This is a genomic window from Streptomyces sp. SLBN-118 (assembly GCF_006715635.1).
Taxonomy (GTDB): Bacteria; Actinomycetota; Actinomycetes; order Streptomycetales; family Streptomycetaceae; genus Streptomyces.
Map to the genome: position 1 here is coordinate 2142493 of NZ_VFNP01000001.1, position 22019 is coordinate 2164511.

A 22019-nucleotide genomic window follows, 5' to 3' on the forward strand; every position below is an offset into this window, starting at 1 on the left:
AGAGGTGCAGAGGCAGACATGCGGGTGATTTCGCCGTCCCGTACGAACGGCGTACCTCGATTCTGCCAGGGCGTAGCAGTCCGGGGATCTGCTCAGGTCCGGCTCAGGTCCGCAGATCCACCAGCAGGGGCGGCGCGTGCTCGCCCCGTACGGTTGTCAGAGAGAGCACCGCATGCCCTGCGGGCACGGCGTGCGCCAGGTCGGAGGCGGACCAGCGAGCCCGCTCGACCTCGCGGACCGTGACCGCCTCGGCCGTGGCCGCCTTGCCGGTGACCAGGCGGCGCATCATGTGCAGCGCCTTGGTGAGGGGCTCGTCGGAGATGATCTGCCGGTTGGTGACGTCCCGGGTCTGCACCCACTCGGTGCCCCAGACCTCGGCGAACCGGCCCCCGTCCCAGGGCGCGAGCCCGGCGAACGCCATCCGGCAGCCGACGGCGCCGAGCAGCGGGCCGCGCAGAGGCTCCGGCACGTCCTCCAGCGTGCGCAGCGCGAACACCACACCGGCGTTGGCGGAGCGCAGCCGCTGGACCGCGCGCACGGAGTCGGCGGTCACGGTGTGCGTCGCGTCGTCGAGGACGAGACAGGCGAAGAGCGAGCGGTCCGAGCGGGTCAGCGCGGCCTCGTTGAACTGGGCGAGCACCAGGCGCGCCACGATCCGCGAGGCCTCGGCGTGGCCGCGTTCGGGCAGGTCGATGCGGACCCGCAGCGGGTGCTCGATGGCGCGCAGCGAGAACTGCCGGCCGGCGCCGTCGGTGCGGAAGAACCGCGCGAACGCGGGCCGGTCCAGGAAGGCGATGCGCTCGGCGAGCAGGACACCGATGTCGTCGGCGCGGGCCGACTGCCGTTCGCGGGCGTCCAGTTCACGCAGCTGGGCCGCCTCTTGGGCCGCCTCCAGGGCTGTGCGCAGCGCGCCCATGGCAGCGGGCGCGCCGCCGAGCAGGTCCCGCAGCTCGGGTACGGCCGGGAAGTGGCCGTGCACGCACTGGTAGGGCCCGATCAGCTGGGCCAGCGCCGTGGCGGCGCGCCTGCTGTCGCCGCCGGGCAAAGTGGCTGCGAGATCCCCGACCAGCGCCTCGGCGAGCACCCGGGCGGCCTCGTCGGGGTCCTCGGTGCCGCCGTAGAGATCGAGGTCATGAGTGGAGTCGGGCCGTCCGACACCGATGACGAGATCGAATGCGTCGTCGGGGGCAAGGCCGGTGCCGTAGGCCGTGACGGCGACGGCAGCGGCGCGGTTGGCGAGCGCGAGCAGACACAGGGACTCGACGACGGGCCGTACGAGCCGCACGCTCTTGCCCGACCCGGAAGGGCCGACGGCGAGCAGCGAGGTTCCGAGGAGCGCGGGTTCGAGGGCGACGCCGGTGGTGCGGCGGGCGTAGGGGTTGCGTTCGTCGTCGACGGCGGTGCCGATCTTGACCTGGGCGGTGGCCAGATCGTGGGTGGCGGTGCGCAGGGGCAGGTCGCGCACGCCGGAGGGATGCGCGCAGGCGGCGGCGCCGTGCTTGCGCACGGTGTCGGTGAACGCGACGAGCCGGTCCGGCCGGGCATGCACGCCCTGCCAGGCGCGTCGGATACGCGCGTAGTCCACATCGCCGAGCGCGCCCGAGCGGGTGGCCTCGGCGAGGCTCTGCGCCACGTCGACGAGCCCCGCGGAGCGCAGATCGGGCCAGTCGGCGGGGTCGGCATCGGGCCGCGGCGGCGGGGCGGTGACCGGTTTGTCGCCGCGGCGCACATAGCGCTGCCAGATCTCCGGCACGTGGCCGATCCGGGCGAAGAACACCAGGATGGCGCCGCCGACGACGGCGTAGTAGACGTAGCTGGCAGTGGCCCAGGTGGGCGGGTCGGAGCGCCAGGAGTCCGGGGTCAGGACGAGCAGCGGCCAGATCCAGTAGCGGCCGAGGTAGCCGTTCCACAGCAGTGACCACAGCAGCCAGCCGCTGAGCAGCGCGATGACGGCGCCCGTGAAGAGCCGCCGGGCCGGTACGAGCTCGGGCTCCTCCTCGGGCCTGGCGCGGTGGCCGAGCCGCCAGACACCGGGCTCGGCGGCCGGGCGTGGGGTGCGCAGCCAGTCGACGACGGCGGGGCGGGTGGTCGGGGCATGGCCTGGGACGGCCGGAATCCCGGGCACGGCAGGTGGCCCCGCGGGCCGTGGCACCGGGTTGGACCGTGTGCCGCGTGCGTCGAATGTGCCTTCGGAATCCATGAACTGCTGCCCCCTGACCAGCCAGGCCCGCTCTCTGTGCACCCGTCAATCTAGTGCCCCGCAGGGGGTAGTTCACTGGTTCGCCCCGCCCTGTGGGTCTCTCCCGGGGGTCCGGGGGTCGCCCCCCGGGGAAGACACAGCACTGGTTCGCCCCGCCCTGTGGGTCTCTCCCGGGGGTCCGGGGGTCGCCCCCCGGGAAGACACAGCACTGGTTCGCCCCCCTGCGGGCATCTCCCGGGGGTCCGGGGGACGCCCCCCGGGAAGACACAGCCGCCTCGTGGGGTCCGCGCGCCGGGTCCGGGGCGGACCCGCCTATGTCCGGCGCGGACAACGACACACCCCCAACACTCCCGAACGGCGCATGCCCGCTCCCCTCCCCCGCGCCTAGCCTGCGGAGAAAGAGAACTAGCGTCCACAGCACCCCCAGGAGCCCCTCATGACCGCAATCCCGCAGGAGCGCCGCGTCGTCACCGCCATTCCCGGGCCCAAGTCGATCGAGCTGCAGGCCCGCCGTACCGCCGCGGTCGCCGGCGGTGTGGGGTCCGTGCTGCCCGTCTTCACCGCCCGCGCCGGGGGCGGTGTCATCGAGGACGTCGACGGCAACCGCCTCATCGACTTCGGTTCCGGTATCGCCGTGACCTCGGTCGGCGCCTCCGCCGAGGCCGTCGTACGCCGCGCCTCCGCGCAGCTCGCCGACTTCACCCACACCTGTTTCATGGTCACGCCCTACGAGGGGTACGTGGAGGTCGCCGAGGCCCTCGCCGAGCTGACCCCGGGTGACCACGCGAAGAAGTCCGCGCTGTTCAACTCCGGAGCCGAGGCCGTCGAGAACGCGGTCAAGATCGCCCGCGCGTACACCAAGCGCCAGGCGGTCGTCGTCTTCGACCACGGCTACCACGGCCGCACGAACCTCACGATGGCGCTGACCGCCAAGAACATGCCGTACAAGCAGGGCTTCGGGCCGTTCGCGCCCGAGGTCTACCGGGTGCCCGTGGCGTACGGCTACCGCTGGCCGACGGGTGCGCAGAACGCCGGTGCCGAGGCGTCCGCACAGGCCATCGACATGATCAACAAGCAGATCGGCGCCGACAACGTCGCCGCGATCATCATCGAGCCGGTCCTCGGCGAGGGCGGCTTCATCGAGCCGGCCAAGGGCTTCCTGCCCGCGATCGCGCAGTTCGCGAAGGACAACGGGATCGTCTTCGTCGCGGACGAGATCCAGTCCGGCTTCTGCCGCACCGGCCAGTGGTTCGCGTGTGAGGACGAGGGCATCGTCCCCGACCTGATCACCACGGCCAAGGGCATCGCGGGCGGTCTGCCGCTCGCCGCGGTCACGGGCCGCGCCGAGATCATGGACGCCCCGCACGCGGGCGGCCTCGGTGGTACGTACGGCGGCAACCCGGTCGCCTGTGCCGGTGCGCTCGGTTCGATCGAGACCATGAAGGAGCTCGACCTCAACGGCAGGGCCAAGCACATCGAGCAGGTCATGAAGAGCCGCCTCGGCGCGATGGCCGAGAAGTTCGACATCATCGGTGACATCCGCGGCCGCGGCGCGATGATCGCGATCGAGCTGGTCAAGGACCGGGACACCAAGGAGCCGAACCCGGCTGCGACCGCCGCGCTCGCCAAGGCCTGCCACGCCGAGGGTCTGCTCGTCCTCACCTGTGGCACCTACGGCAATGTGCTGCGCTTCCTGCCTCCGCTGGTGATCGGCGACGACCTGCTCAACGAGGGTCTGGACATCATCGAGCAGGCGTTCGCGGGCGTCTGACAGAGGTCTGACCGGCGGTAACGGCGGGGGCATGTGAAGACTCTGTGGGGGGCCGATGGCGGGATGTAGATCCGCCTGTCGGTCCCCCTGCGCCTACCGTACGGTTTCTGCAGATGAGAGAAACACCCCGCTCGCAGGGGACTGCGGGCGACCCCGGGACGGAGCCTCCCCAGCCTCGTCCTGGTCGTGCCCTCGCGCACACCACTGGAGCCTCCGGCTCCGGAACTCCTCACCGATCGGATGGCCGCCCGCCCCAAACCCCCCGGGGCGCGCGGTACACCGGTCCGGCCGGCCGACTCGGAACCACCCCCCCTGTTCCGAGGCGGTCGGCTTCTCCTTTTCTGACTCCTGGCGCCCTTCTGACGCTCTGCGTCGCTCTCTTCGCGCTGATCACCTGGCAGGTGGTCACAGACGGGCAGCTGCGGTACGTGGACGAGCGCATCGAACTCAGAATCGCCGGCCACGGCCGCCCGGCGCTGACCGAGCTGCTCGCAGACCTCGGCAGCATGGAGGTCGCCCTTCCGGTCCTGGCCACGGCGATCGCGTACGCCCTGGGGCAGCGCCGCAGGGCCGAGGCCCTGCGTGCCGCACTGGCCATGGCCGCCGTGCCCGCGCTCGTCGTTCCGCTGAAGGCGCTGATCGACCGGCAGGGCCCGCTCACCGAGGCGGTCGGCTTCTACCCGTCGGGTCATACGGCGACCGCGATGGTCGCGTACTGCGGCGCGGCACTGCTCGTATCGGTGCGGCTGATGCCCGCCGCCGTCCTGCTGACGGTGGCGACGGGCATCGGCCTGATGCTGCGCGGCTACCACTGGCCCCTGGACGTGCTGGCCAGTTGCTGCCTGGGCGGGGCGCTGCTGCTGATCAGCTCCATGGGTAGGCGTCGAAGTTCTTCGAGAACTCCCACTGGTTGTAGCGGTCCCAGTTGACCGACCAGGTCATCAGGCCGCGCAGGGACGGCCAGCTGTCATGGGTCTGGTACGAGCCGCAACTCACCTTCCTCGTCAGGCAGTCCAGCGCCTTGTTCACCTCGGCGGGCGCGGTGTGGCCGTTGCCCGCCTGGGTGGAGGCGGGCAGCCCGATCGCCACCTGCTCGGGGCGCAGGGCCGGGAAGACCCTGGCGGTGTCACCGGCGACCGGGAAGCCCGTCAGCAGCATGTCGGTCATGGCGATGTGGAAGTCGGCGCCGCCCATCGAGTGGTACTGGTTGTCCAGGCCCATGATCGAGCCCGAGTTGTAGTCCTGGACGTGCAGCAGCGTGAGGTCGTCGCGCAGGGCGTGGATGACCGGCAGGTAGGCACCGGCTCGCGGGTCCTGACCGCCCCAGGGGCCCGAGCCGTAGTACTGGTAGCCCAGCTGCACGAAGAAGGTCTCCGGGGCCATGGTGAGGACGAAGCCGGAGCCGTACTTGGCCTTGAGGGTCTTGACCGCCGAGATCAGGTTGACGATCACAGGCGAGGTCGGGGAGCGGAAGTCCGTGTCGCCGGTGTTCAGCGACAGCGAGTGGCCCTCGAAGTCGATGTCCAGGCCGTCGAGGCCGTACTCGTCGATGATCTTCGAGACCGAGGAGACAAAGGTGTCGCGGGCGGCCGTGCTACTCAGCTGCACCTGGCCGTTGGCGCCGCCGATGGAGATCAGGACCTTCTTGCCCGCTGCCTGCTTCGCCTTGACGGCGGCCTTGAAGTCGGCGACGGACTCGACGTTCGGGCACTCGGAGGCCGGGCAGAGGCTGAAGCGGATGTCGCCCGATGTGACGGAGGTCGGTTCGCCGAAGGCGAGGTTGATGATGTCCCAGGAGTCGGGCACGTCCGCCATGCGTGTGTAGCCGGAGCCATTGGCGAAGCTTGCGTGCAGGTAGCCGACGAGGGCGTGCGCGGGTAGGCCGGTGCCGGGGTTGCCGCCGCGGGTGGTCGTCGCGCTGACGGCTGCGGACTTCGGGGACTCACCGGCGCTGTTCGTCGCGGCGACCTGGAAGCTGTACGAGGTCGATGGGGCAAGACCGGTGACGGTGGCCGAAGTCCCGCTGACGGACAGGACCTTGGTGCCGCCGCGGTAGATGTTGTATCCGGTGGCGCCGGAGACCGGGGACCAGCTCAGCGGGACCGAGGTGGAGCCGGGGGATCCGGCGGTCAGGCCGGTGGGGGCGGCCGGTGCCTGGACCGGGTCGCCGCCCGGGCCGAGCAGGGAGAGGTCGTCGGCGGCGTACGCGGGGGTGCCGTACCAGCCGCGGGTGTAGATGGTCACCGACGTGGTCGAGGCGCCGGTGCGGAAGCTCGTCGAGAGCTTCTGCCAGCTCGGCGCCGACGCCGTCCAGGTGGAGACGTCAGTCGTGCCGGTGCCGGATGCGCCGAGGTAGACATAGCTGCCCTGAACCCAGCCGCTGAGCGTGTAGTCGGAGTTGGGCTTGACGCTGACGGTCCGGCTGCACTTGGCGTTGTCGCTGCCCGCAGGGGTGGCCTTGAGTGCGGAGCTGCCGCTGTGGACCGGCGAGTTGACCACCACACCGCTGCCCGCCGTGCAGCTCCAGCCGTCGAGGCCCGTCTCGAAGCCGCCGTTGCGCGCGAGTTCGGTGTCGGCCGCTCCGGCCGAGGCCGCGGTGGCAACGAGTCCGCTGATGGCGAGGGCGGCCGCCGAAAGGGCGGCCGGAAGTCTGGTGCGGTCCACAACTGCCTCCGGGCATGGGGGGATTGAGTGGGGGCGCCGCTCAACATGGTCCAGACCAATCAGGTTGTCAAGACCTCTGACTGCGCCCGGGCCCTTCACTCCCCCGCCGCCCCGGCCTCCCTTCCCTGTACGCAGAAGTGCGTACAGGGGGGAGAGCGGGGTGGACGCGGAGAATGACGCGGGTTTCGGCCGCCAATCCTGTCGAATTTCCAGCCGTCGAATCTCTAGCTGTCGAAGCCGAGGCCGAGCCGGTCCATCGCCTTCAGCCACAGATTGCGGCGGCCCCCGTTGGCGTCCGCCCTGGCCAGCGCCCATTTGGTGAGTCCGATACCGGCCCAGGCGACGGGCTCCGGCGGGAACGGCAGCGGTTTGCTGCGCACCATCTCCAGTTCCGTGCGCTCAGTCGGCTGCCCGGAGAGCAGGTCGAGCATGACCTCCCCGCCGAAGCGGGTCGCGCCGACGCCCAGACCCGTGTACCCGGCCGCATAAGCGGCCTTGCCGCCGTGCGCGGTTCCGAAGAAGGCCGAGAAGCGCGAGCAGGTGTCGATCGCACCGCCCCAGGCATGGCTGAAGCGCAGCCCCTCAAGCTGCGGGAAGCAGCGGAAGAAGTGGGCGGCGAGCTTCAGATAGGTCTCGGGCCGGTGGTCCATCTCGGCGCTGACCTTGCCGCCGTACGGATAGATCGCGTCGTAGCCGCCCCAGAGGATGCGGTGGTCGGCGGTGATCCGGAAGTAGTGGAACTGGTTCGCGCTGTCGCCCAGTCCCTGCCGTCGCTTCCAGCCGATCGCGGCGAGCTGCTCCGGACTGAGCGGTTCGGTCATCAGGGCGTAGTCGTAGACCGGGACGGTGTACGCGCGTACCCGCTTGACCAGGGACGGGAAGACGTTCGTGCCGAGCGCGACCTGGCGGGCGAAGATCCGGCCGTAGGGGGTGCGGACGGCCATCCCCGTTCCGGACGAGGCGAGTTGCTGTCCAGTGGTGTTCTCGTAGATCCGTACACCGAGGTCCTGGCAGGCCTGCTTGAGACCCCAGGCGAGCCGGGCCGGATGCAGCATCGCGACACCGCGCCGGTCCCACAGTCCGCCGAGGAAGGTCGGGGAGTTCACCTCGGCCCGTACCGCGTCCTGGTCGAGGAGTTCGAGGCCGGTGAAGCCGAGCTGCGTCGCCTCCTCGTACATCTCCCGCAGCTCTTCGGTCTGGTGGGGCTCGGTGGCGACGTCGATCTCACCGGTGCGTTCGAAGTCGCAGTCGATGGAGTACGCCTTGACCGCGGCCTCGATGGCGTCGAGATTGCGGGCGCCCAGCTCCTCCAGCTTCGCCATCTCCCCCGGCCAGCGGGCGAGTCCGTTGCCCAGGCCGTGGGTGAGCGATGCGGCGCAGAAGCCGCCGTTGCGGCCCGAGGCGGCCCAGCCCACCTCGCGCCCCTCGATCAGTACGACGTCCCGCCCGGGGTCGCGCTCCTTGGCGAGCAGCGCGGTCCACAGTCCGCTGTATCCACCGCCGACGACGAGGAGGTCGCAGTGCTCGTCGCCGGTCAGTGCCGGCAGTGCCCCGGGCTTCGCGGGGTCGTCCAGCCAATAGGAGACGGGCTGGGCGTCGGAGAGTGATGAGGCAAAGGTCATGGCAGCTGGGGCCATGGTTTCCACTCCTTCGGAGCTACTTGGACAAGGCGCTGTTCTTCCGCCGGCCGCTGATGATCTGGCCGCCGGCCACGATCAGCACGGCGATGGCGAACATCGCCGTGCCGATGACATTGATCTGGACGGGCGTGCCGCGTTGCGCCGAGCCCCACACGAACATGGGGAAGGTGACGGTGTTGCCGGAGTTGAAGTTGGTGATGATGAAGTCGTCGAACGAGAGCGCGAACGCGAGCATCGCGCCGGCCGCGATGCCGGGAGCGGCGATCGGCAGCGTGACCCGTACGAAGGTCTGCACAGGTCCCGCGTAGAGGTCGCGCGCGGCCTCCTCGAGGCGCGGGTCCATCGACAGCACACGCGCCTTGACCGCGACCACCACAAAGCTGAGGCAGAACATGGTGTGCGCGATGAGGATGGTCCAGAAGCCCAGCTCCGCGCCCAGGTTGAGGAAGAGCGTGAGCAGGGATGCGGCCATGACGACCTCGGGCATCGCCATCGGCAGGAAGATCAGCGAGTTGACCGCGCCACGCGCCCGGAAGCGGTAGCGGACCAGCGCGAAGGCGATCATCGAGCCGAGGACGGTCGCGCCGATGGTGGCCCACAGCGCGATCTGGAGGGAGAGCGAGAGCGAGCCGCACATGTCGGCGACCCCGCACGGGTCCTCCCAGGCGTCGGTGGAGAACTCCTGCCAGGAGTAGTTGAACCGGCCGGCGGGCTTGTTGAACGAGAACACCATCACAACGATGTTCGGCAGGATCATGTACGCGAGCGTGAGCAGCCCCGCGATGACCACAAGGTTCTTCCGTATCCAGCGCATCAGACCAGGTCCTCCGTTCCGGCCCGGCGGATGTAGACGGTGACCATGATCAGCACGACCGCCATGAGAATGAACGACAGCGCGGCCGCGGTCGGGTAGTCGAGCACCCTCAGGAACTGCGACTGAATGACATTGCCGACCATCTTGGTGTCGGTGGAGCCGAGCAGTTCGGCGTTCACGTAGTCACCGCTGGCCGGGATGAAGGTCAGCAGGGTGCCGGAGACGACACCGGGCATGGAGAGCGGGAAGGTCACCTTGCGGAAGGTGGTGGACCCCTTCGCGTACAGGTCTCCGGCCGCCTCGTGGAGCCTCGGGTCGATCCGCTCCAGCGAGGTGTACAGCGGAAGGATCATGAATGGCAGGAAGTTGTACGTCAGACCGCAGACCACCGCGAGCGGGGTGGCGAGCAGCCGGTTGCCCTCGGTCATGCCGAGCCAGCTGGTGACGTCCAGGAAGCCGACGCTGTCCAGCACGTTCACCACCGGGCCGCCGTCCGCGAGGATCGTCTTCCAGGCGAGCGTGCGGATCAGGAAACTGGTGAAGAACGGTGCGATGACCAGCACCAGCAGCAGGTTGCGCCAGCGGCCCGCCTTGAACGCGATCAGGTACGCCAGCGGGTAGCCGAGCAGCAGACACAGGATCGTGGCCGTTCCGGCGTAGAGGACCGAGCGCAGGAACTGCGGGTAGTACTCGTTCAGCGCGTCCCAGTAGGTCTGGACGTGCCAGGTGACCTTGAAGCCGGCTTCGAGGGAACCCGTCTGCACGGATGTCGAGGCCTGGTAGACCAGCGGCAGCGCGAAGAAGACGACCAGCCACAGGATGCCGGGCAGCAGCAGCCAGTACGGGACCAGCTTGCGGCGCACGGACGGTTTGTGGACGACCGGCTCGGCGACGGGCGAGGCGGGCGGTGCCTCGGTGACGGTCATGGCGTCTCCTCCACCGTCTCCACACCGGCGTCGATGTCCTGGGCGGCGTCGAGGCCGAAGGTGTGCTCCGGGTTCCAGTGCAGGACGACCTCGGCGCCGGGCACCAGGCGCGGGTCCCGCTCGATGTTCTGCACGTACACCTCCAGCTCCGGGCAGACCGGGCTGTCGATGACGAACTGCGTGGACACGCCGATGAAGCTGGAGTCGGCGATCTTGCCGGTGAACCGGTTACGGCCGTCGTTGATCGTGCCCGCGTCGTCCGCGTGCGCGAGCGATATCTTCTCCGGGCGCACACCGACCAGCAGCTTTCCGCCGGTGCGGGGCTGGGTGGCGCAGCGCTGGGCGGGCAGCCGCAGCTTGGCGTCGGCGGCCGTGACGACGACCTCGCCGCCGCCGTTGGATGCGACCTCGGCCTCGATGAGGTTGGAGGTGCCCAGGAAGTTGGCAACAAAGGTGGTCTGCGGGTTCTCGTAGAGCTCGGCGGGCGCACCGAGCTGCTCGACCCGTCCGCCGTTCATCACCGCGACCGTGTCGGCCATGGTCATGGCCTCCTCCTGGTCGTGGGTGACATGCACGAAGGTGATGCCGACCTCGGTCTGGATGCGCTTGAGCTCCAGCTGCATCTGGCGGCGCAGCTTGAGGTCGAGGGCGCCGAGGGGCTCGTCGAGGAGGAGCACCTGGGGGTGGTTGATCAGGGCGCGGGCCACGGCGACGCGCTGCTGCTGGCCGCCGGAGAGCTGGTGCGGCTTGCGCTTGGCGAAGTCTCCGAGCTCGACGAGGTCGAGCATGTCGCCCACCTGCTTCTTCACCGACTTGATGCCGCGCCTGCGCAGTCCGAAGGCGACGTTCTCGTAGATGTCGAGGTGCGGGAAGAGCGCATAGCTCTGGAAGACGGTGTTGACGGGGCGTTTGTACGGCGGAAGGCCGGTGACGTCCTTGTCGCCGAGGAACACCGTTCCGGTGCTCGGGTCCTCAAGACCGGCGATCATCCGCAGGGTGGTGGTCTTTCCGCAGCCGGAAGCACCGAGCAGGGCGAAGAACGAACCCTGCGGGATGGTCAGGTCGAGTGGGTGGACGGCCGTGAAGCTGCCGAAGGTCTTGCCGATCCCGGAGAGGCGGACGTCGCCGCCCTCTGTCTTTTCAGTCATGGGTCGCGGTCCCAGTGGTGTCGAGGGGAGCAGGGGCAGGTCAGGCGCCGATGAGCTTGGCGAACTTCTCTTCGTACGCCTTCTCCTCCGCGCTGCTGAGCGAGCGGAAGGCGTGGGACTTGGCGGCCATGGCCTTGTCCGGGAGGATCAGCGTGTTCTCGGCAAGCGACTTGTCGATCTTGGTGAGTTCGGCGGCGACACCCTCGACCGGGCACACATAGTTGATGTATGCGGCGAGCTGGGCGGCGACAGGGAGCTCGTAGTAGTAGTCGATCAGGCGGGTGGCGTTCTGCTGGTGCCTGGCGTTCGCCGGGACCAGCAGATTGTCCGAGGACGTCATATAACCGGCGGCCGGGATCGCGAACTTGATGTCGGGGTTGTCGACCTGGAGCTGAATGAGGTCACCGGCCCAGGCGAGACAGGCGGCGATGTCGCCCTTGTCCAGGTCCGAGGTGTAGTCGTTGCCGGTGAAGCGCCGGATCTGCTTCTTGTCGACGCCCTTCTGGAGCCGGCCGATCGCCGCGTCGTAGTCGGCTTCGTTGACCTTGGCCGGGTCCTTGCCCATGTCGAGCAGGGTCATGCCGACCGAGTCACGCATCTCGGTGAGGAAGCCGACCCGGCCCTTGAGCGTGGGGTCGTCGAGGAGTTGCGTGACGGAGTCGACCTTCTTGCCGCCGGTCGCCTTGACGTTGTAGGCGATGACGGTCGAGATACCGGTCCACGGGTAGGAGTAGGCGCGGCCCGGGTCCCAGTCGGGACTGCGGAACTGCGGGGAGAGATTCGCGTACGCGTGCGGAAGCAGCGAGGGATCGAGCTTCTGCACCCAGCCGAGCCGGATCATCCGGGCGGCCAGCCAGTCGGTGACGCATATCAGGTCGCGGCCGGTGTCCTGGCCCGCGGCGAGCTGCGGCTGGATCTTGCCGAAGAACTCGACGTTGTCGTTGATGTCCTCCGTGTACTTGATTTTGATCCCGGTCCGCTTGGTGAACTGCTCCAGCGTGGGACGGTGCTTCTCGTCCTCGCTGACGTCCATGTACTCGGTCCAGTTGGAGAAGTTGATCCGCTTCTCCGCAGAGGAGTGGTCGTCCGAGACCGCTCCTTGTCCTTCTCGCTTCGCGGGCGGGATGCCGCAGGCGCTCAAGGAGGCGAGGCCGCCGATGGTGAGCGCGCCGATACCGCCGGCGCGCAGCATCGAACGGCGACTGAGGGCGCCCCGGCCGCTGGTGATACTGCGTCGCATTGCCGCCAGTTGGGCATCGGACAGGACGTCCGGCTCGTGCTGATCCATGCGCTGTGCCCTTTCGGGATGGTGCCGCCGCTCGTGCGGCGGTGGGCTGGCTATCGGTCGCCGAAGATGGTGCGGTGCCAGTCCTTCCTGGCTACCGCGGTGTTGTCGAACATCACGTGCTTGACCTGCGTGTACTCCTCGAAGGAGTACGCCGACATGTCCTTGCCGAAGCCGGAGGCCTTGTATCCGCCATGGGGCATCTCGCTGATGATCGGAATGTGGTCGTTGACCCAGACGCACCCCGCCTTGATCTCGCGGGTGGCGCGGTTCGCGCGGAACACGTCGCGGCTCCAGGCGGAGGCGGCGAGGCCGTAGGGGGTGTCGTTGGCCAGCGCGATGCCTTCGTCGTCCGAGTCGAAGGGGAGGACGACGAGGACCGGGCCGAAGATCTCGGACTGGACGATCTCGCTGTCCTGGGCGGCGCCCGCGACGAGGGTGGGCCGGTAGTAGGCGCCCTTCTCCAGGTCACCGCCGGGGGACTCGCCGCCGGTGACGACGGTGGCGTAGGCGCGGGCCCGGTCGACGAAGCCCGCGACCCGGTCTCGCTGGAGGTGCGAGACGAGCGGGCCGAGGTCGGTGGCGGGATCGAGGGGGTCACCGAGGCGGACGCCCGCCATCAGATCGGCGACACCGCTGACGAAAGCGTCGTACAGCGGCCGCTGCACATAGGCGCGGGTGGCGGCCGTGCAGTCCTGCCCGGAGTTGATGAGCGAACCGGCGACCGCGCCGTGGATCGCGGCCTTTAGATCTGCGTCGTCGAAGACCACGAAGGGGGCCTTGCCGCCGAGCTCCAGATGCAGCCGCTTGACGGTGGCGGTGGCGATCTCGGCGACGCGCTTGCCCACGGGGGTGGAGCCGGTGAAGGAGGTCATGGCGACCTCGGGATGCCCGACGAGATGCTCGCCCGCGTCTTTGCCCGCGCCGTTGACGACGTTGACAACCCCGTCCGGGATGCCGGCCGCCTTGGCTGCCTCGGCGAACATCAGCGAGGTCAGCGGGGTGATCTCGGCGGGCTTGAGAACGATGGTGTTTCCCGCCGCGACGGCCGGAAGGACCTTCCAGGCAGCCATCTGCAGCGGGTAGTTCCAGGGAGCGATGGAGCCGACGACTCCGATCGGCTCCCGGCGGACGTACGAGGTGTGGTCACCGCTGTACTCACCGGCCGACTGCCCCTGGAGATGGCGCGCGGCGCCCGCGAAGAAGGCCGTGTTGTCGACGGTGCCCGGGACGTCGAACTCGGTGGTGAGCCGGATCGGCTTGCCGCACTGGAGGGACTCGGCGTACGCGAAGTCGGCGGACTGCTCCGCGAGGACGGAGGCGAAGCGGTGCAGGGCGTCGGAGCGCTCGCCCGGGGTGGCACCCGCCCACCCGGGGAACGCATCGCGGGCAGCGGCGACGGCAGCGTCGACGTCGGCGGTGGCTGCCAGTTCGTAGCTGTGGACCGTCTCTCCCGTGGCAGGGTTGACGATGTCCTGCGTACGTCCTGAAGTGCCGGGCCGCAGCCGCCCGCCGATGTACTGCGCGCCGTCCGCGTAGCGGTCCCGCGCCTGGAAGCGGTTGCTCATGAAGCTCTCCGTTGTTCCAGCTCGAATTGAGTGCCGATCCTGACAGAGCAAGGCTCCTCCAACAAGTGATTCCGTTGTTGCCTTTTGATTACGCGACGGAATCGGTCGACCATGTGTCGGGTCAGGGCACCTCTGGGCGTACGGAGTGTCAGTGCTGGATGCGAGACTCGCGTGCATGGGGATGGAAGAGCTGATCCGGCAGGTCAGCAGCGACGAGCGAGTGAAGTATCTGCACTTCTGGGGGCACGCGCCGCGGCGGGACGGAAGCATCGGCCCGAGCTGCCTCAGCCAGTGGTGGCCCTCACCGTTCGTGGTCGACGGCGTGCGGTACGCCACGGCTGAGCACTGGATGATGGCGGGCAAGGCGCGCCTCTTCGGCGACACGGAGGCCGAGCGGCAGGCGCTCACGGCGACCAGCCCTGCCGCGGCCAAGCGGGCGGGGCGGCTGGTGCGCGGTTTCGACGACGCGATATGGGAGCGCGAGCGGTTCGCGATCGTGCGCTCGGGCAGTGTGCACAAATTCGGACAGCATGCCGACCTGCGCGACTATCTGCTGGGCACGGGGGGCCGGGTGCTCGTGGAGGCAAGCCCGCTCGACCGGGTGTGGGGCATCGGGCTGGCCTCGGACGACGAGCTGGCGCAGGATCCCACGCGCTGGCGTGGGCTCAATCTGCTGGGGTTCGCGCTGATGGAGGCGCGGGAGGAGCTGCGGAAGCGCGGGTGAGAGGGGGCTGCGCCCCGGACCCGGGTCCGGGGCGTGCGCTCGGTCGTCCCGGGTGTGCGACCGGTGCGACCGGTCAGTGGGCCGCGTCTTCGAGCACGAGCGTGTTCGAGTAGTCGTCGTACCCGTTGTCCCTGTTCCGCTCGTCGTTGATCGCCTCGGTGATGCCCCAGGCCAGCAGGCCCACGACGACCAGGCCGAGCACAATGCCGATGGAGCCGGTAATGATGCCCGCGAGCGCCATGCCGCCGTTGGTCGCTTCGCCGCGCTGGGCCCGCTTGCGGCCCAGGATTCCGAAGATCAGGCCGAGCGCGCCGAGGACGATCGACACGACTCCGTACAGACAGAACAGGCAGATGGACAGGATGCCGAGCACCATCGCGGTGATACCCATGCCGTTCGCCGGCTGTGCCTGCCAGCCCGGCTGGGTGTAGCCCGGGTACCCGGGGTAGCCGCCGTACGGATCACCGGCGCCGGGGCCGGGCTGGGGAAGGCTCGGGGCCGCGGGATAGCCGTAAGGGCCCGCGGCGGGCTGGGCGGGCCCGCCCGGGGCTATCGGGGGCGGCGGCACAGCGCCCGCATCGGGAACCGGACCGGCACCCGGCATCGACGTGACGGTCTGCTGGTCGTGCGCCGGCGATGCCGGCGGGTGCTGCGCGGCGGGCTTGTCCAGCGGCACCCTGTTCTGCGCCGCACTGCTCTCCGGCGGAGCCCACGGATCGCGGTCGCGGGGCTCGGAGCCGCCCGCCGGCTGGGCTTGGTTGTCTGACATGGTCTCCCCCATCGTGGTTCGCCGTCATGCTACGGCCCCTCACCCTGTCCTCGGCCGGGCCCCCTACGATGATCCCTGACTCAAGCGGCGCGTTGAACACGGAGGACCCCGATGACCGATCTGCACCCCTTCATCGCAGGGCTCCCCAAGGCCGAACTGCACGTGCACCACGTCGGCTCGGCATCGCCGCGCATCGTCGCCGAACTGGCCGCCCGCCACCCCGACTCGAAGGTCCCCACGGACCCTGAGGCGCTCGCGGACTACTTCACGTTCACCGACTTCGCGCACTTCGTCGAGGTCTACCTCTCGGTCGTGGACCTGGTCCGTACTCCCGAGGACGTACGGCTACTGACCTTCGAGGTGGCCCGTGACATAGCCCGCCAGAACATCCGCTACGCCGAACTGACCATCACGCCCTTCAGCTCGACCCGCCGCGGCATCGACGAGAAGGCCTTCATGGCGGCGATCGAGGACGCCCGCCGGGCGGCCGAGGCCGAGCTCGGTGTCGTACTGCGCTGGTGCTTCGACATCCCCGGCGAGGCCGGGCTCGAAGCAGCCGAGGAGACCGCGCGGCTCGCGGTGGACCTGCGTCCCGAGGGCCTGGTCTCATTCGGGCTCGGCGGTCCGGAGATCGGAGTGCCGCGGCCGCAGTTCAAGCCCTACTTCGACCGTGCGATCGCCGCGGGACTGCACTCAGTGCCGCACGCCGGGGAGACGACGGGCCCGGGGACCATCTGGGACGCGCTGAACGACCTGCGCGCCGAGCGCATCGGCCACGGCACCAGCGCGACGCAGGACCCGAAGCTGCTCGCCCACTTGGCGCAGAAGAGGATCGCGCTGGAGGTCTGCCCGACCTCGAACATCGCCACCCGCGCCGTCGCCGACCTCGACCAGCACCCCATCAAGGAGATGGTCGCGGCCGGTGTGCTGGTGACGATCAACAGCGACGACCCGCCGATGTTCGGCAGCGACCTGAACAACGAGTACGCGGTCGCAGCCCGGCTGCTGACGCTGGACGAGCGCGGTCTCGCCGACCTCGCCAAGAACGCCGTTGAGGCGTCCTTCCTCGACCCGGCCGGCAAGGCGCGGATCGCGGCCGAGATCGACCAGTACACAGAAGCCTGGCTCGCGCGCTGAGCGACCCCGACAATGGGGCCCATGCGCAGAGTCAGTGTCGTTGGCCATCGCGGCGATCCCTACCGCGTCCGTGAGAACACCCTCCCCTCGATCCTCTCCGCCGTCGAACAGGGCGCGGACGCGGTGGAGATCGACGTACGCCTCACCCGCGACGACGTGCCGGTGCTGCTGCACGACGACACCCTGAAACGGCTGTGGGGCCACGACCGGCCCCTCGCCGGACTCACCCGGGACGAGCTGCACGAGCTCACCGGCGGCGGGGTGCCCTCGCTGAGCGAGGCCCTGAGCGCCCTCGGAACCCACCGCGTGATGATCGATCTGCCCGGCGCCTCGAAGGCATCGGTGCGCACCATCGTGGGCACCGTCCACGAATGCGGCGCGGGTGAGCGGGTGTACTACTGCGCGGGCCCGGTCGCCATGCTCGCGGTGCGCGCGGCCGATCCTTCGGCCGAGATCGCGATGACATGGACGTCGCTGGCCCCGCCGCGGCCCACGTTGCTGGAAGCGGTGGGTCCGCGGTGGCTCAACTACCGATTCAGCCTGCTCGGCCAGGAGCTGACGGACCGTATTCACCGGGACGGCATGCTGGTCTCGGCCTGGGTGGCTGACACCCGGCGCAGCATGCGACGGCTGGTCCGCTACGGCGTCGACTCGATCACCACCAACCGCGTCGAGGCGCTGCACAGCGTTGTCACCCCACGGCCGAACCCTCCTGCCCGCAAGGCCTGAGATCATGGACGGATGTCTATACTTACTGGACACCTGTCCATGAACTGAGGGTCCACGATGAACACAACGGCAAACGTCCTGGTCGGCCTGGTCGCCGCGCTGCACATCTACATCCTGGTTCTGGAGATGTTCCTCTGGGAGCGCAGGCCGGGCCGCGAGCTCTCGGGCTTCGACGCGGACATGGCCCGCGCGACCGCCCCGCTCGCCGCGAACCAGGGGCTCTACAACGGCTTCCTCGCCGCGGGCCTGATCTGGGGCCTCATAGCGGCCGATCCGACGGGACACCGCGTCCAGGTCTTCTTCCTCAGCTGTGTGCTCGTCGCGGGCCTGTACGGCGGCTTCACGGCGAACCGGCGCATCCTGGTGGCGCAGGCGCTGCCTGGCGCGCTCGCGCTGGCGGCCGTGCTGGTGGCGCGATGAGTGCCCCCACGGGAGACCCGCGCGCCGAACGCACCCGGGCCAGGCTGCGCGAGGCGCTGCTCGAGGAGTGCGCCGAGCGTCCGCTCGCGGAGGTCAGCGTCGCGGCGCTGGTCCGCAGGGCGGGCCTGGGCCGGGCCACGTTCTATCTGCACTACCCGGACCTGGACGCCCTGGCGGTCGACGCCTGCGCCGGGGTCGTGCGGGACGCGGTGGACGCCCTGCACGCCTGGCGCGGCACCCCGGATCCGGCCGCTCCCCCGCCGGCGCTGACGGACTTCTTCAGGGACCTGGCCCCGCACGCCGCGCTCTACCGCACCCTCCTCCACGAGGGCGGCAGCGGCCCCCTGGGCGATCTGCTTCACAGCGAACTGCGCGAGCGCAGCCGCAGTGAGCGCGAGCTGGCCGGAGCCCCGTCCGCGCCCCTGATCGCCTCGGCGGTGGCGGCGACCTTCGCGGGCGTCCTGGCGGACTGGCTGCACGGGTCGATCGAGGCGCCCCCGGAGCTGATGGCAGCTCAGATATGGTGCCTGCTCCTGGCCTTGCACCGCACGCCGGTGGCACGAACGGCATGAGAACGGGGCGCGGGAAACCGGGTCCCGCGCCCCGTTCACCGGACTTACGCGTCGAGCGACGTCATGACGTGCTTGACCCGCGTGTAGTCGTCGAACCCGTACGCGGAAAGGTCCTTGCCGTAGCCGGACTTCTTGAAGCCACCGTGCGGCATCTCCGCGACCAGCGGAATGTGCGTGTTGATCCACACACAGCCGAAGTCGAGGTTCTTGGACATGCGCATCGCGCGCGCGTGGTCCTTGGTCCACACGGACGAGGCAAGGGCATACTCGACGCCGTTCGCCCACTCCAGGGCCTGCGCCTCGTCCCGGAAGGACTGGACGGTGATGACCGGGCCGAAGACCTCTTTCTGGATGATCTCGTCGTCCTGCTTGAGGCCGGAGACAACCGTCGGGGCGTAGAAGTAGCCCTTCTCGCCGACCTGGTGGCCACCGGCCTCGACCTTGGCGTGTGCCGGAAGCCGCTCGATGAAGCCGCTGACCTGCTTGAGCTGGTTGGCGTTGTTGAGCGGGCCGTAGAGCACGTCCTCGTCGTCCGGCGCGCCCGTCTTCGTGTCCGTCGCGGCCTTCGCCAGCGCCGCGACGAACTCGTCGTGGATCGACTCGTGCACGAGCACACGCGTCGCCGCCGTGCAGTCCTGGCCCGCGTTGAAGTAGCCCGCCACCGCGATGTCCTCGACGGCCTTGGGAATGTCCGTGTCCTCGAAGACGACGACCGGCGCCTTGCCGCCCAGCTCCAGGTGTACGCGCTTGACGTCCTTGGCCGCCGACTCGGCGACCTGCATGCCCGCCCGTACGGAACCGGTGATCGAGGCCATCGCCGGAATCGGGTGCTCGACCATCGCGCGACCGGTGTCCCGGTCGCCGCAGAGGACGTTGAAGACACCCTTGGGCACGATCGCGCCGATAATCTCGGCGATCAGTACGGTCGACGCGGGGGTGGTGTCCGAGGGCTTGATGACGACCGTGTTGCCCGCCGCCAGCGCGGGCGCGAACTTCCAGACGGCCATCATCATCGGGTAGTTCCACGGCGCGACCTGCGCACAGACGCCGACCGGCTCACGCCGGACGATGGAGGTCATGCCCTCCATGTACTCGCCGGCGGAGCGGCCCTCCAGCATCCGGGCCGCGCCCGCGAAGAAGCGGATCTGGTCCACCATCGGCGGGATCTCTTCGCTACGGGTAAGGCCCAGCGGCTTGCCCGTGTTCTCCGACTCGGCCGCGATCAGGTCCTCGGCCCGCTCCTCGAAGGCGTCCGCGATCTTCAGCAGCACCCTCTGGCGCTCGGCCGGCGTGGTGTCGCGCCAGGCGGGGAAGGCGGCCGCGGCAGCGTCCATGGCGGCGTCCACGTCGGCCTGTCCGGAGAGCGGCGACGTGGCGTACACCTCGCCCGTGGCCGGATTGACGACCTCGATGGTCCGCCCGTCGGCGGCGTCCCGGAACTCCCCGTTGATGTAGTTGCGCAGACGACGCAGCTCGGTGGTCACTGTTGCCACCCCTCCTGTCAGATGTCCGATGGGTGAGACACCCACCCTAAGCTCTCGGGTGACGCTTTCGACAGACCCGACCCTCCGCACCTTCGGATTCAGTGAGATTCGACCCCTCGAACAACGAATTTCATCGCTCAGGGCTTGCGGGACAGACGAGTCGCAGTGCACAGTGTGCCCGTGGCCAGTCGAAACGCAGACTCCAGGAACGGCAGCGGATCGTCCCCGACGATCGATGCCGTCTCCCTCGCGATCATCGAACAGCTCCAGGAGGACGGGCGTCGCCCGTACGCCGCGATCGGAAAGGCCGTCGGTCTCTCCGAAGCGGCCGTACGCCAACGCGTCCAAAAGTTGCTCGACCAGGGCGTCATGCAGATCGTCGCCGTCACCGACCCGCTCACCGTGGGCCTGCGACGCCAGGCGATGGTCGGCATCAAGGTGGAGGGAGACCTCGACCCGGTGGCCGACGCGCTCACCGCCATGGCCGAGTGCGAGTACGTGGTCCTGACCGCGGGCTCCTTCGACCTCATGGTGGAGATCGTCTGCGAGGACGACGACCACATGCTCGAAGTGATCAACAAGCGGATCCGTGCGCTCCCCGGCGTGCGCTCCACCGAGAGCTTCGTCTACCTCAAGCTCAAGAAGCAGACCTATATGTGGGGAACCCGATAGCCGTGAGCAAGGACCTCTCCAAAGCCGCCTACGACCACCTGTGGATGCACTTCACCCGGATGTCGTCGTACGAGAACGCACCCGTGCCCACCATCGTGCGTGGCGAGGGCACCTACATCTACGACGACAAGGGCAAGCGCTACCTCGACGGCCTCTCCGGCCTGTTCGTGGTCAACGCGGGCCACGGCCGTCACGAGCTCGCCGAGGCCGCGTACAAGCAGGCTCAGGAGCTCGCTTTCTTCCCCGTCTGGTCCTACGCCCACCCGAAGGCCGTCGAGCTGGCCGAGCGGCTGGCCCAGCACGCCCCGGGCGACCTCAACAAGGTCTTCTTCACCACCGGTGGCGGAGAGGCGGTCGAGACCGCCTGGAAGCTGGCCAAGCAGTACTTCAAGCTCACGGGCAAGCCGACCAAGTACAAGGTCATCTCGCGTGCGGTCGCCTACCACGGCACCCCGCAGGGTGCCCTGTCCATCACCGGCCTGCCCGCGCTCAAGGCCCCCTTCGAGCCGCTGGTCCCCGGCGCGCACAAGGTGCCGAACACCAACATCTACCGCGCTCCGATCCATGGCGACGACCCCGAGGCCTTCGGCCGCTGGGCCGCCGACCAGATCGAGCAGCAGATACTCTTCGAGGGCCCGGACACGGTCGCCGCCGTGTTCCTGGAGCCGGTGCAGAACGCCGGTGGGTGCTTCCCGCCGCCGCCCGGCTACTTCCAGCGGGTCCGCGAGATCTGCGACCAGTACGACGTGCTGCTCGTCTCGGACGAGGTCATCTGTGCCTTCGGCCGCCTCGGCACGATGTTCGCCTGCGACAAGTTCGGCTACGTCCCGGACATGATCACCTGCGCCAAGGGCATGACCTCGGGCTACTCCCCGATCGGCGCGTGCATCGTCTCCGACCGCCTCGCCGAACCGTTCTACAAGGGCGACAACACCTTCCTGCACGGCTACACCTTCGGCGGCCACCCGGTCTCCGCGGCGGTGGGCCTGGCCAACCTCGACATCTTCGAGAAGGAAGGCCTCAACCAGCACGTCCTCGACAACGAGGGCGCGTTCCTCTCCACCCTGCAGAAGCTGCACGACCTGCCGGTCGTCGGCGACGTCCGCGGAAACGGCTTCTTCTACGGCATCGAGCTCGTCAAGGACAAGGCCACCAAGGAGACCTTCACCGACGAGGAGACCGAGCGTGTGCTCTACGGCTTCCTCTCGAAGGCGCTCTACGACGCCGGGCTGTACTGCCGCGCCGACGACCGTGGCGACCCGGTCGTACAGCTCGCGCCGCCGCTGATCTCCACGCAGGAGACCTTCGACGAGATCGAGGGCGTTCTGCGCGGCGTTCTCGCGGAGGCCTGGACGAAGCTCTAGCCTTCACGCTGTCTGCGTGCGGCCACCGGCCCGGGGCACCCCTCACTCATTTCGACCATCCGAGTGAGATGGGGTGCACCCGGGCCGTGTGCTTCCCGCGACCCCGGTTCTGAATCCCTAGCGTGCCGAGTA

Annotated in this window: 19 protein-coding genes; 9 read left to right on the top strand and 10 right to left on the bottom strand. The window is 69.2% G+C overall.

Annotation, left to right across the window (positions count from 1 at the left end; all coding sequences use genetic code 11):
• Nucleotides 1-103 precede the first annotated feature (103 nt).
• The gene (locus tag FBY35_RS09555; protein ID WP_142213373.1) at nt 104-2200 is read right to left on the bottom strand and encodes an ATP-binding protein; all 2097 of its coding nucleotides are present in this window, start codon (nt 2198-2200) and stop codon (nt 104-106) included.
• 436 nt (nt 2201-2636) lie between these two features.
• Here FBY35_RS09555 and gabT point away from each other — a divergent pair, with 436 nt between their 5' ends.
• Nucleotides 2637-3971 carry a 4-aminobutyrate--2-oxoglutarate transaminase gene (gene gabT, locus FBY35_RS09560; RefSeq protein ID WP_142213374.1) on the top strand — a complete coding sequence of 445 codons (1335 nt, stop codon included), beginning with the start codon at nt 2637-2639 and terminating at the stop codon, nt 3969-3971.
• 113 nt (nt 3972-4084) lie between these two features.
• Nucleotides 4085-4900, top strand: coding sequence for a phosphatase PAP2 family protein (locus tag FBY35_RS09565; protein ID WP_142213375.1), 816 nt, complete (start codon nt 4085-4087; stop codon nt 4898-4900).
• Here the strand turns inward: FBY35_RS09565 and FBY35_RS09570 are convergent.
• The 7 genes from FBY35_RS09570 to FBY35_RS09600 form a co-directional block, all read right to left on the bottom strand.
• A complete protein-coding gene (locus tag FBY35_RS09570) occupies nt 4836-6635 on the bottom strand; it encodes a chitinase (RefSeq protein ID WP_142213376.1) in 1800 nt (599 codons plus the stop codon). The genes FBY35_RS09565 and FBY35_RS09570 overlap by 65 nt on opposite strands.
• Before the next feature lie 224 nt (nt 6636-6859).
• Nucleotides 6860-8272, bottom strand: a complete 1413-nt coding sequence (locus FBY35_RS09575; protein WP_142213377.1) for an FAD-binding oxidoreductase — start codon at nt 8270-8272, stop codon at nt 6860-6862.
• A gap of 19 nt (nt 8273-8291) precedes the next feature.
• A complete protein-coding gene (locus FBY35_RS09580; protein ID WP_142213378.1) occupies nt 8292-9089 on the bottom strand; it encodes an ABC transporter permease in 798 nt (265 codons plus the stop codon).
• Nucleotides 9089-10015, bottom strand: coding sequence for an ABC transporter permease (locus FBY35_RS09585; protein ID WP_142213379.1), 927 nt, complete (start codon nt 10013-10015; stop codon nt 9089-9091). The genes FBY35_RS09580 and FBY35_RS09585 overlap by 1 nt, the downstream gene beginning before the upstream one ends.
• Nucleotides 10012-11163: an ABC transporter ATP-binding protein gene (locus tag FBY35_RS09590; RefSeq protein ID WP_142213380.1), complete on the bottom strand. Its 1152-nt coding sequence runs from the start codon at nt 11161-11163 to the stop codon at nt 10012-10014. Before FBY35_RS09590 ends, FBY35_RS09585 begins: the two co-directional genes overlap by 4 nt.
• 40 nt (nt 11164-11203) lie before the next feature.
• The gene (locus FBY35_RS09595; protein WP_142213381.1) at nt 11204-12451 is read right to left on the bottom strand and encodes a PotD/PotF family extracellular solute-binding protein; all 1248 of its coding nucleotides are present in this window, start codon (nt 12449-12451) and stop codon (nt 11204-11206) included.
• Nucleotides 12452-12501: 50 nt separating this feature from the next.
• On the bottom strand, nt 12502-14016 hold the full coding sequence (locus FBY35_RS09600) for a gamma-aminobutyraldehyde dehydrogenase (protein ID WP_142213382.1): 1515 nt from the start codon (nt 14014-14016) through the stop codon (nt 12502-12504).
• A gap of 175 nt (nt 14017-14191) precedes the next feature.
• Here FBY35_RS09600 and FBY35_RS09605 point away from each other — a divergent pair, with 175 nt between their 5' ends.
• Nucleotides 14192-14740 (top strand): NADAR family protein, encoded by a 549-nt coding sequence (locus FBY35_RS09605; protein WP_142213383.1) that lies wholly within the window; start codon nt 14192-14194, stop codon nt 14738-14740.
• A 73-nt stretch (nt 14741-14813) separates the two neighbouring features.
• On the opposite strand, the gene FBY35_RS09610 is transcribed toward FBY35_RS09605, so the two are convergent.
• Nucleotides 14814-15509: a DUF4190 domain-containing protein gene (locus FBY35_RS09610; RefSeq protein ID WP_142213384.1), complete on the bottom strand. Its 696-nt coding sequence runs from the start codon at nt 15507-15509 to the stop codon at nt 14814-14816.
• A 111-nt stretch (nt 15510-15620) separates the two neighbouring features.
• On the opposite strand from FBY35_RS09610, the gene FBY35_RS09615 reads away from it, so the two are divergent.
• From FBY35_RS09615 to FBY35_RS09630, 4 genes are read left to right on the top strand one after another with little or no spacing between them, the layout of a single operon-like run.
• Entirely contained in the window at nt 15621-16646 is a 1026-nt protein-coding gene (locus FBY35_RS09615) for an adenosine deaminase (protein WP_142213385.1), read from the top strand.
• Between the two features lie 21 nt (nt 16647-16667).
• Nucleotides 16668-17375: a glycerophosphodiester phosphodiesterase gene (locus tag FBY35_RS09620; protein WP_142213386.1), complete on the top strand. Its 708-nt coding sequence runs from the start codon at nt 16668-16670 to the stop codon at nt 17373-17375.
• A 57-nt stretch (nt 17376-17432) separates the two neighbouring features.
• Nucleotides 17433-17795, top strand: a complete 363-nt coding sequence (locus tag FBY35_RS09625; protein ID WP_142213387.1) for a DUF1304 domain-containing protein — start codon at nt 17433-17435, stop codon at nt 17793-17795.
• Entirely contained in the window at nt 17792-18367 is a 576-nt protein-coding gene (locus tag FBY35_RS09630; RefSeq protein ID WP_142213388.1) for a TetR/AcrR family transcriptional regulator, read from the top strand. The genes FBY35_RS09625 and FBY35_RS09630 overlap by 4 nt, the downstream gene beginning before the upstream one ends.
• A 44-nt stretch (nt 18368-18411) precedes the next feature.
• On the opposite strand, the gene FBY35_RS09635 is transcribed toward FBY35_RS09630, so the two are convergent.
• Nucleotides 18412-19851: a gamma-aminobutyraldehyde dehydrogenase gene (locus tag FBY35_RS09635; RefSeq protein ID WP_142213389.1), complete on the bottom strand. Its 1440-nt coding sequence runs from the start codon at nt 19849-19851 to the stop codon at nt 18412-18414.
• Nucleotides 19852-20016: 165 nt separating this feature from the next.
• On the opposite strand from FBY35_RS09635, the gene FBY35_RS09640 reads away from it, so the two are divergent.
• The gene (locus FBY35_RS09640; protein WP_142213390.1) at nt 20017-20523 is read left to right on the top strand and encodes an Lrp/AsnC family transcriptional regulator; all 507 of its coding nucleotides are present in this window, start codon (nt 20017-20019) and stop codon (nt 20521-20523) included.
• The gene (locus FBY35_RS09645; RefSeq protein WP_142213391.1) at nt 20508-21887 is read left to right on the top strand and encodes an aspartate aminotransferase family protein; all 1380 of its coding nucleotides are present in this window, start codon (nt 20508-20510) and stop codon (nt 21885-21887) included. Before FBY35_RS09640 ends, FBY35_RS09645 begins: the two co-directional genes overlap by 16 nt.
• Nucleotides 21888-22019 lie beyond the last annotated feature (132 nt).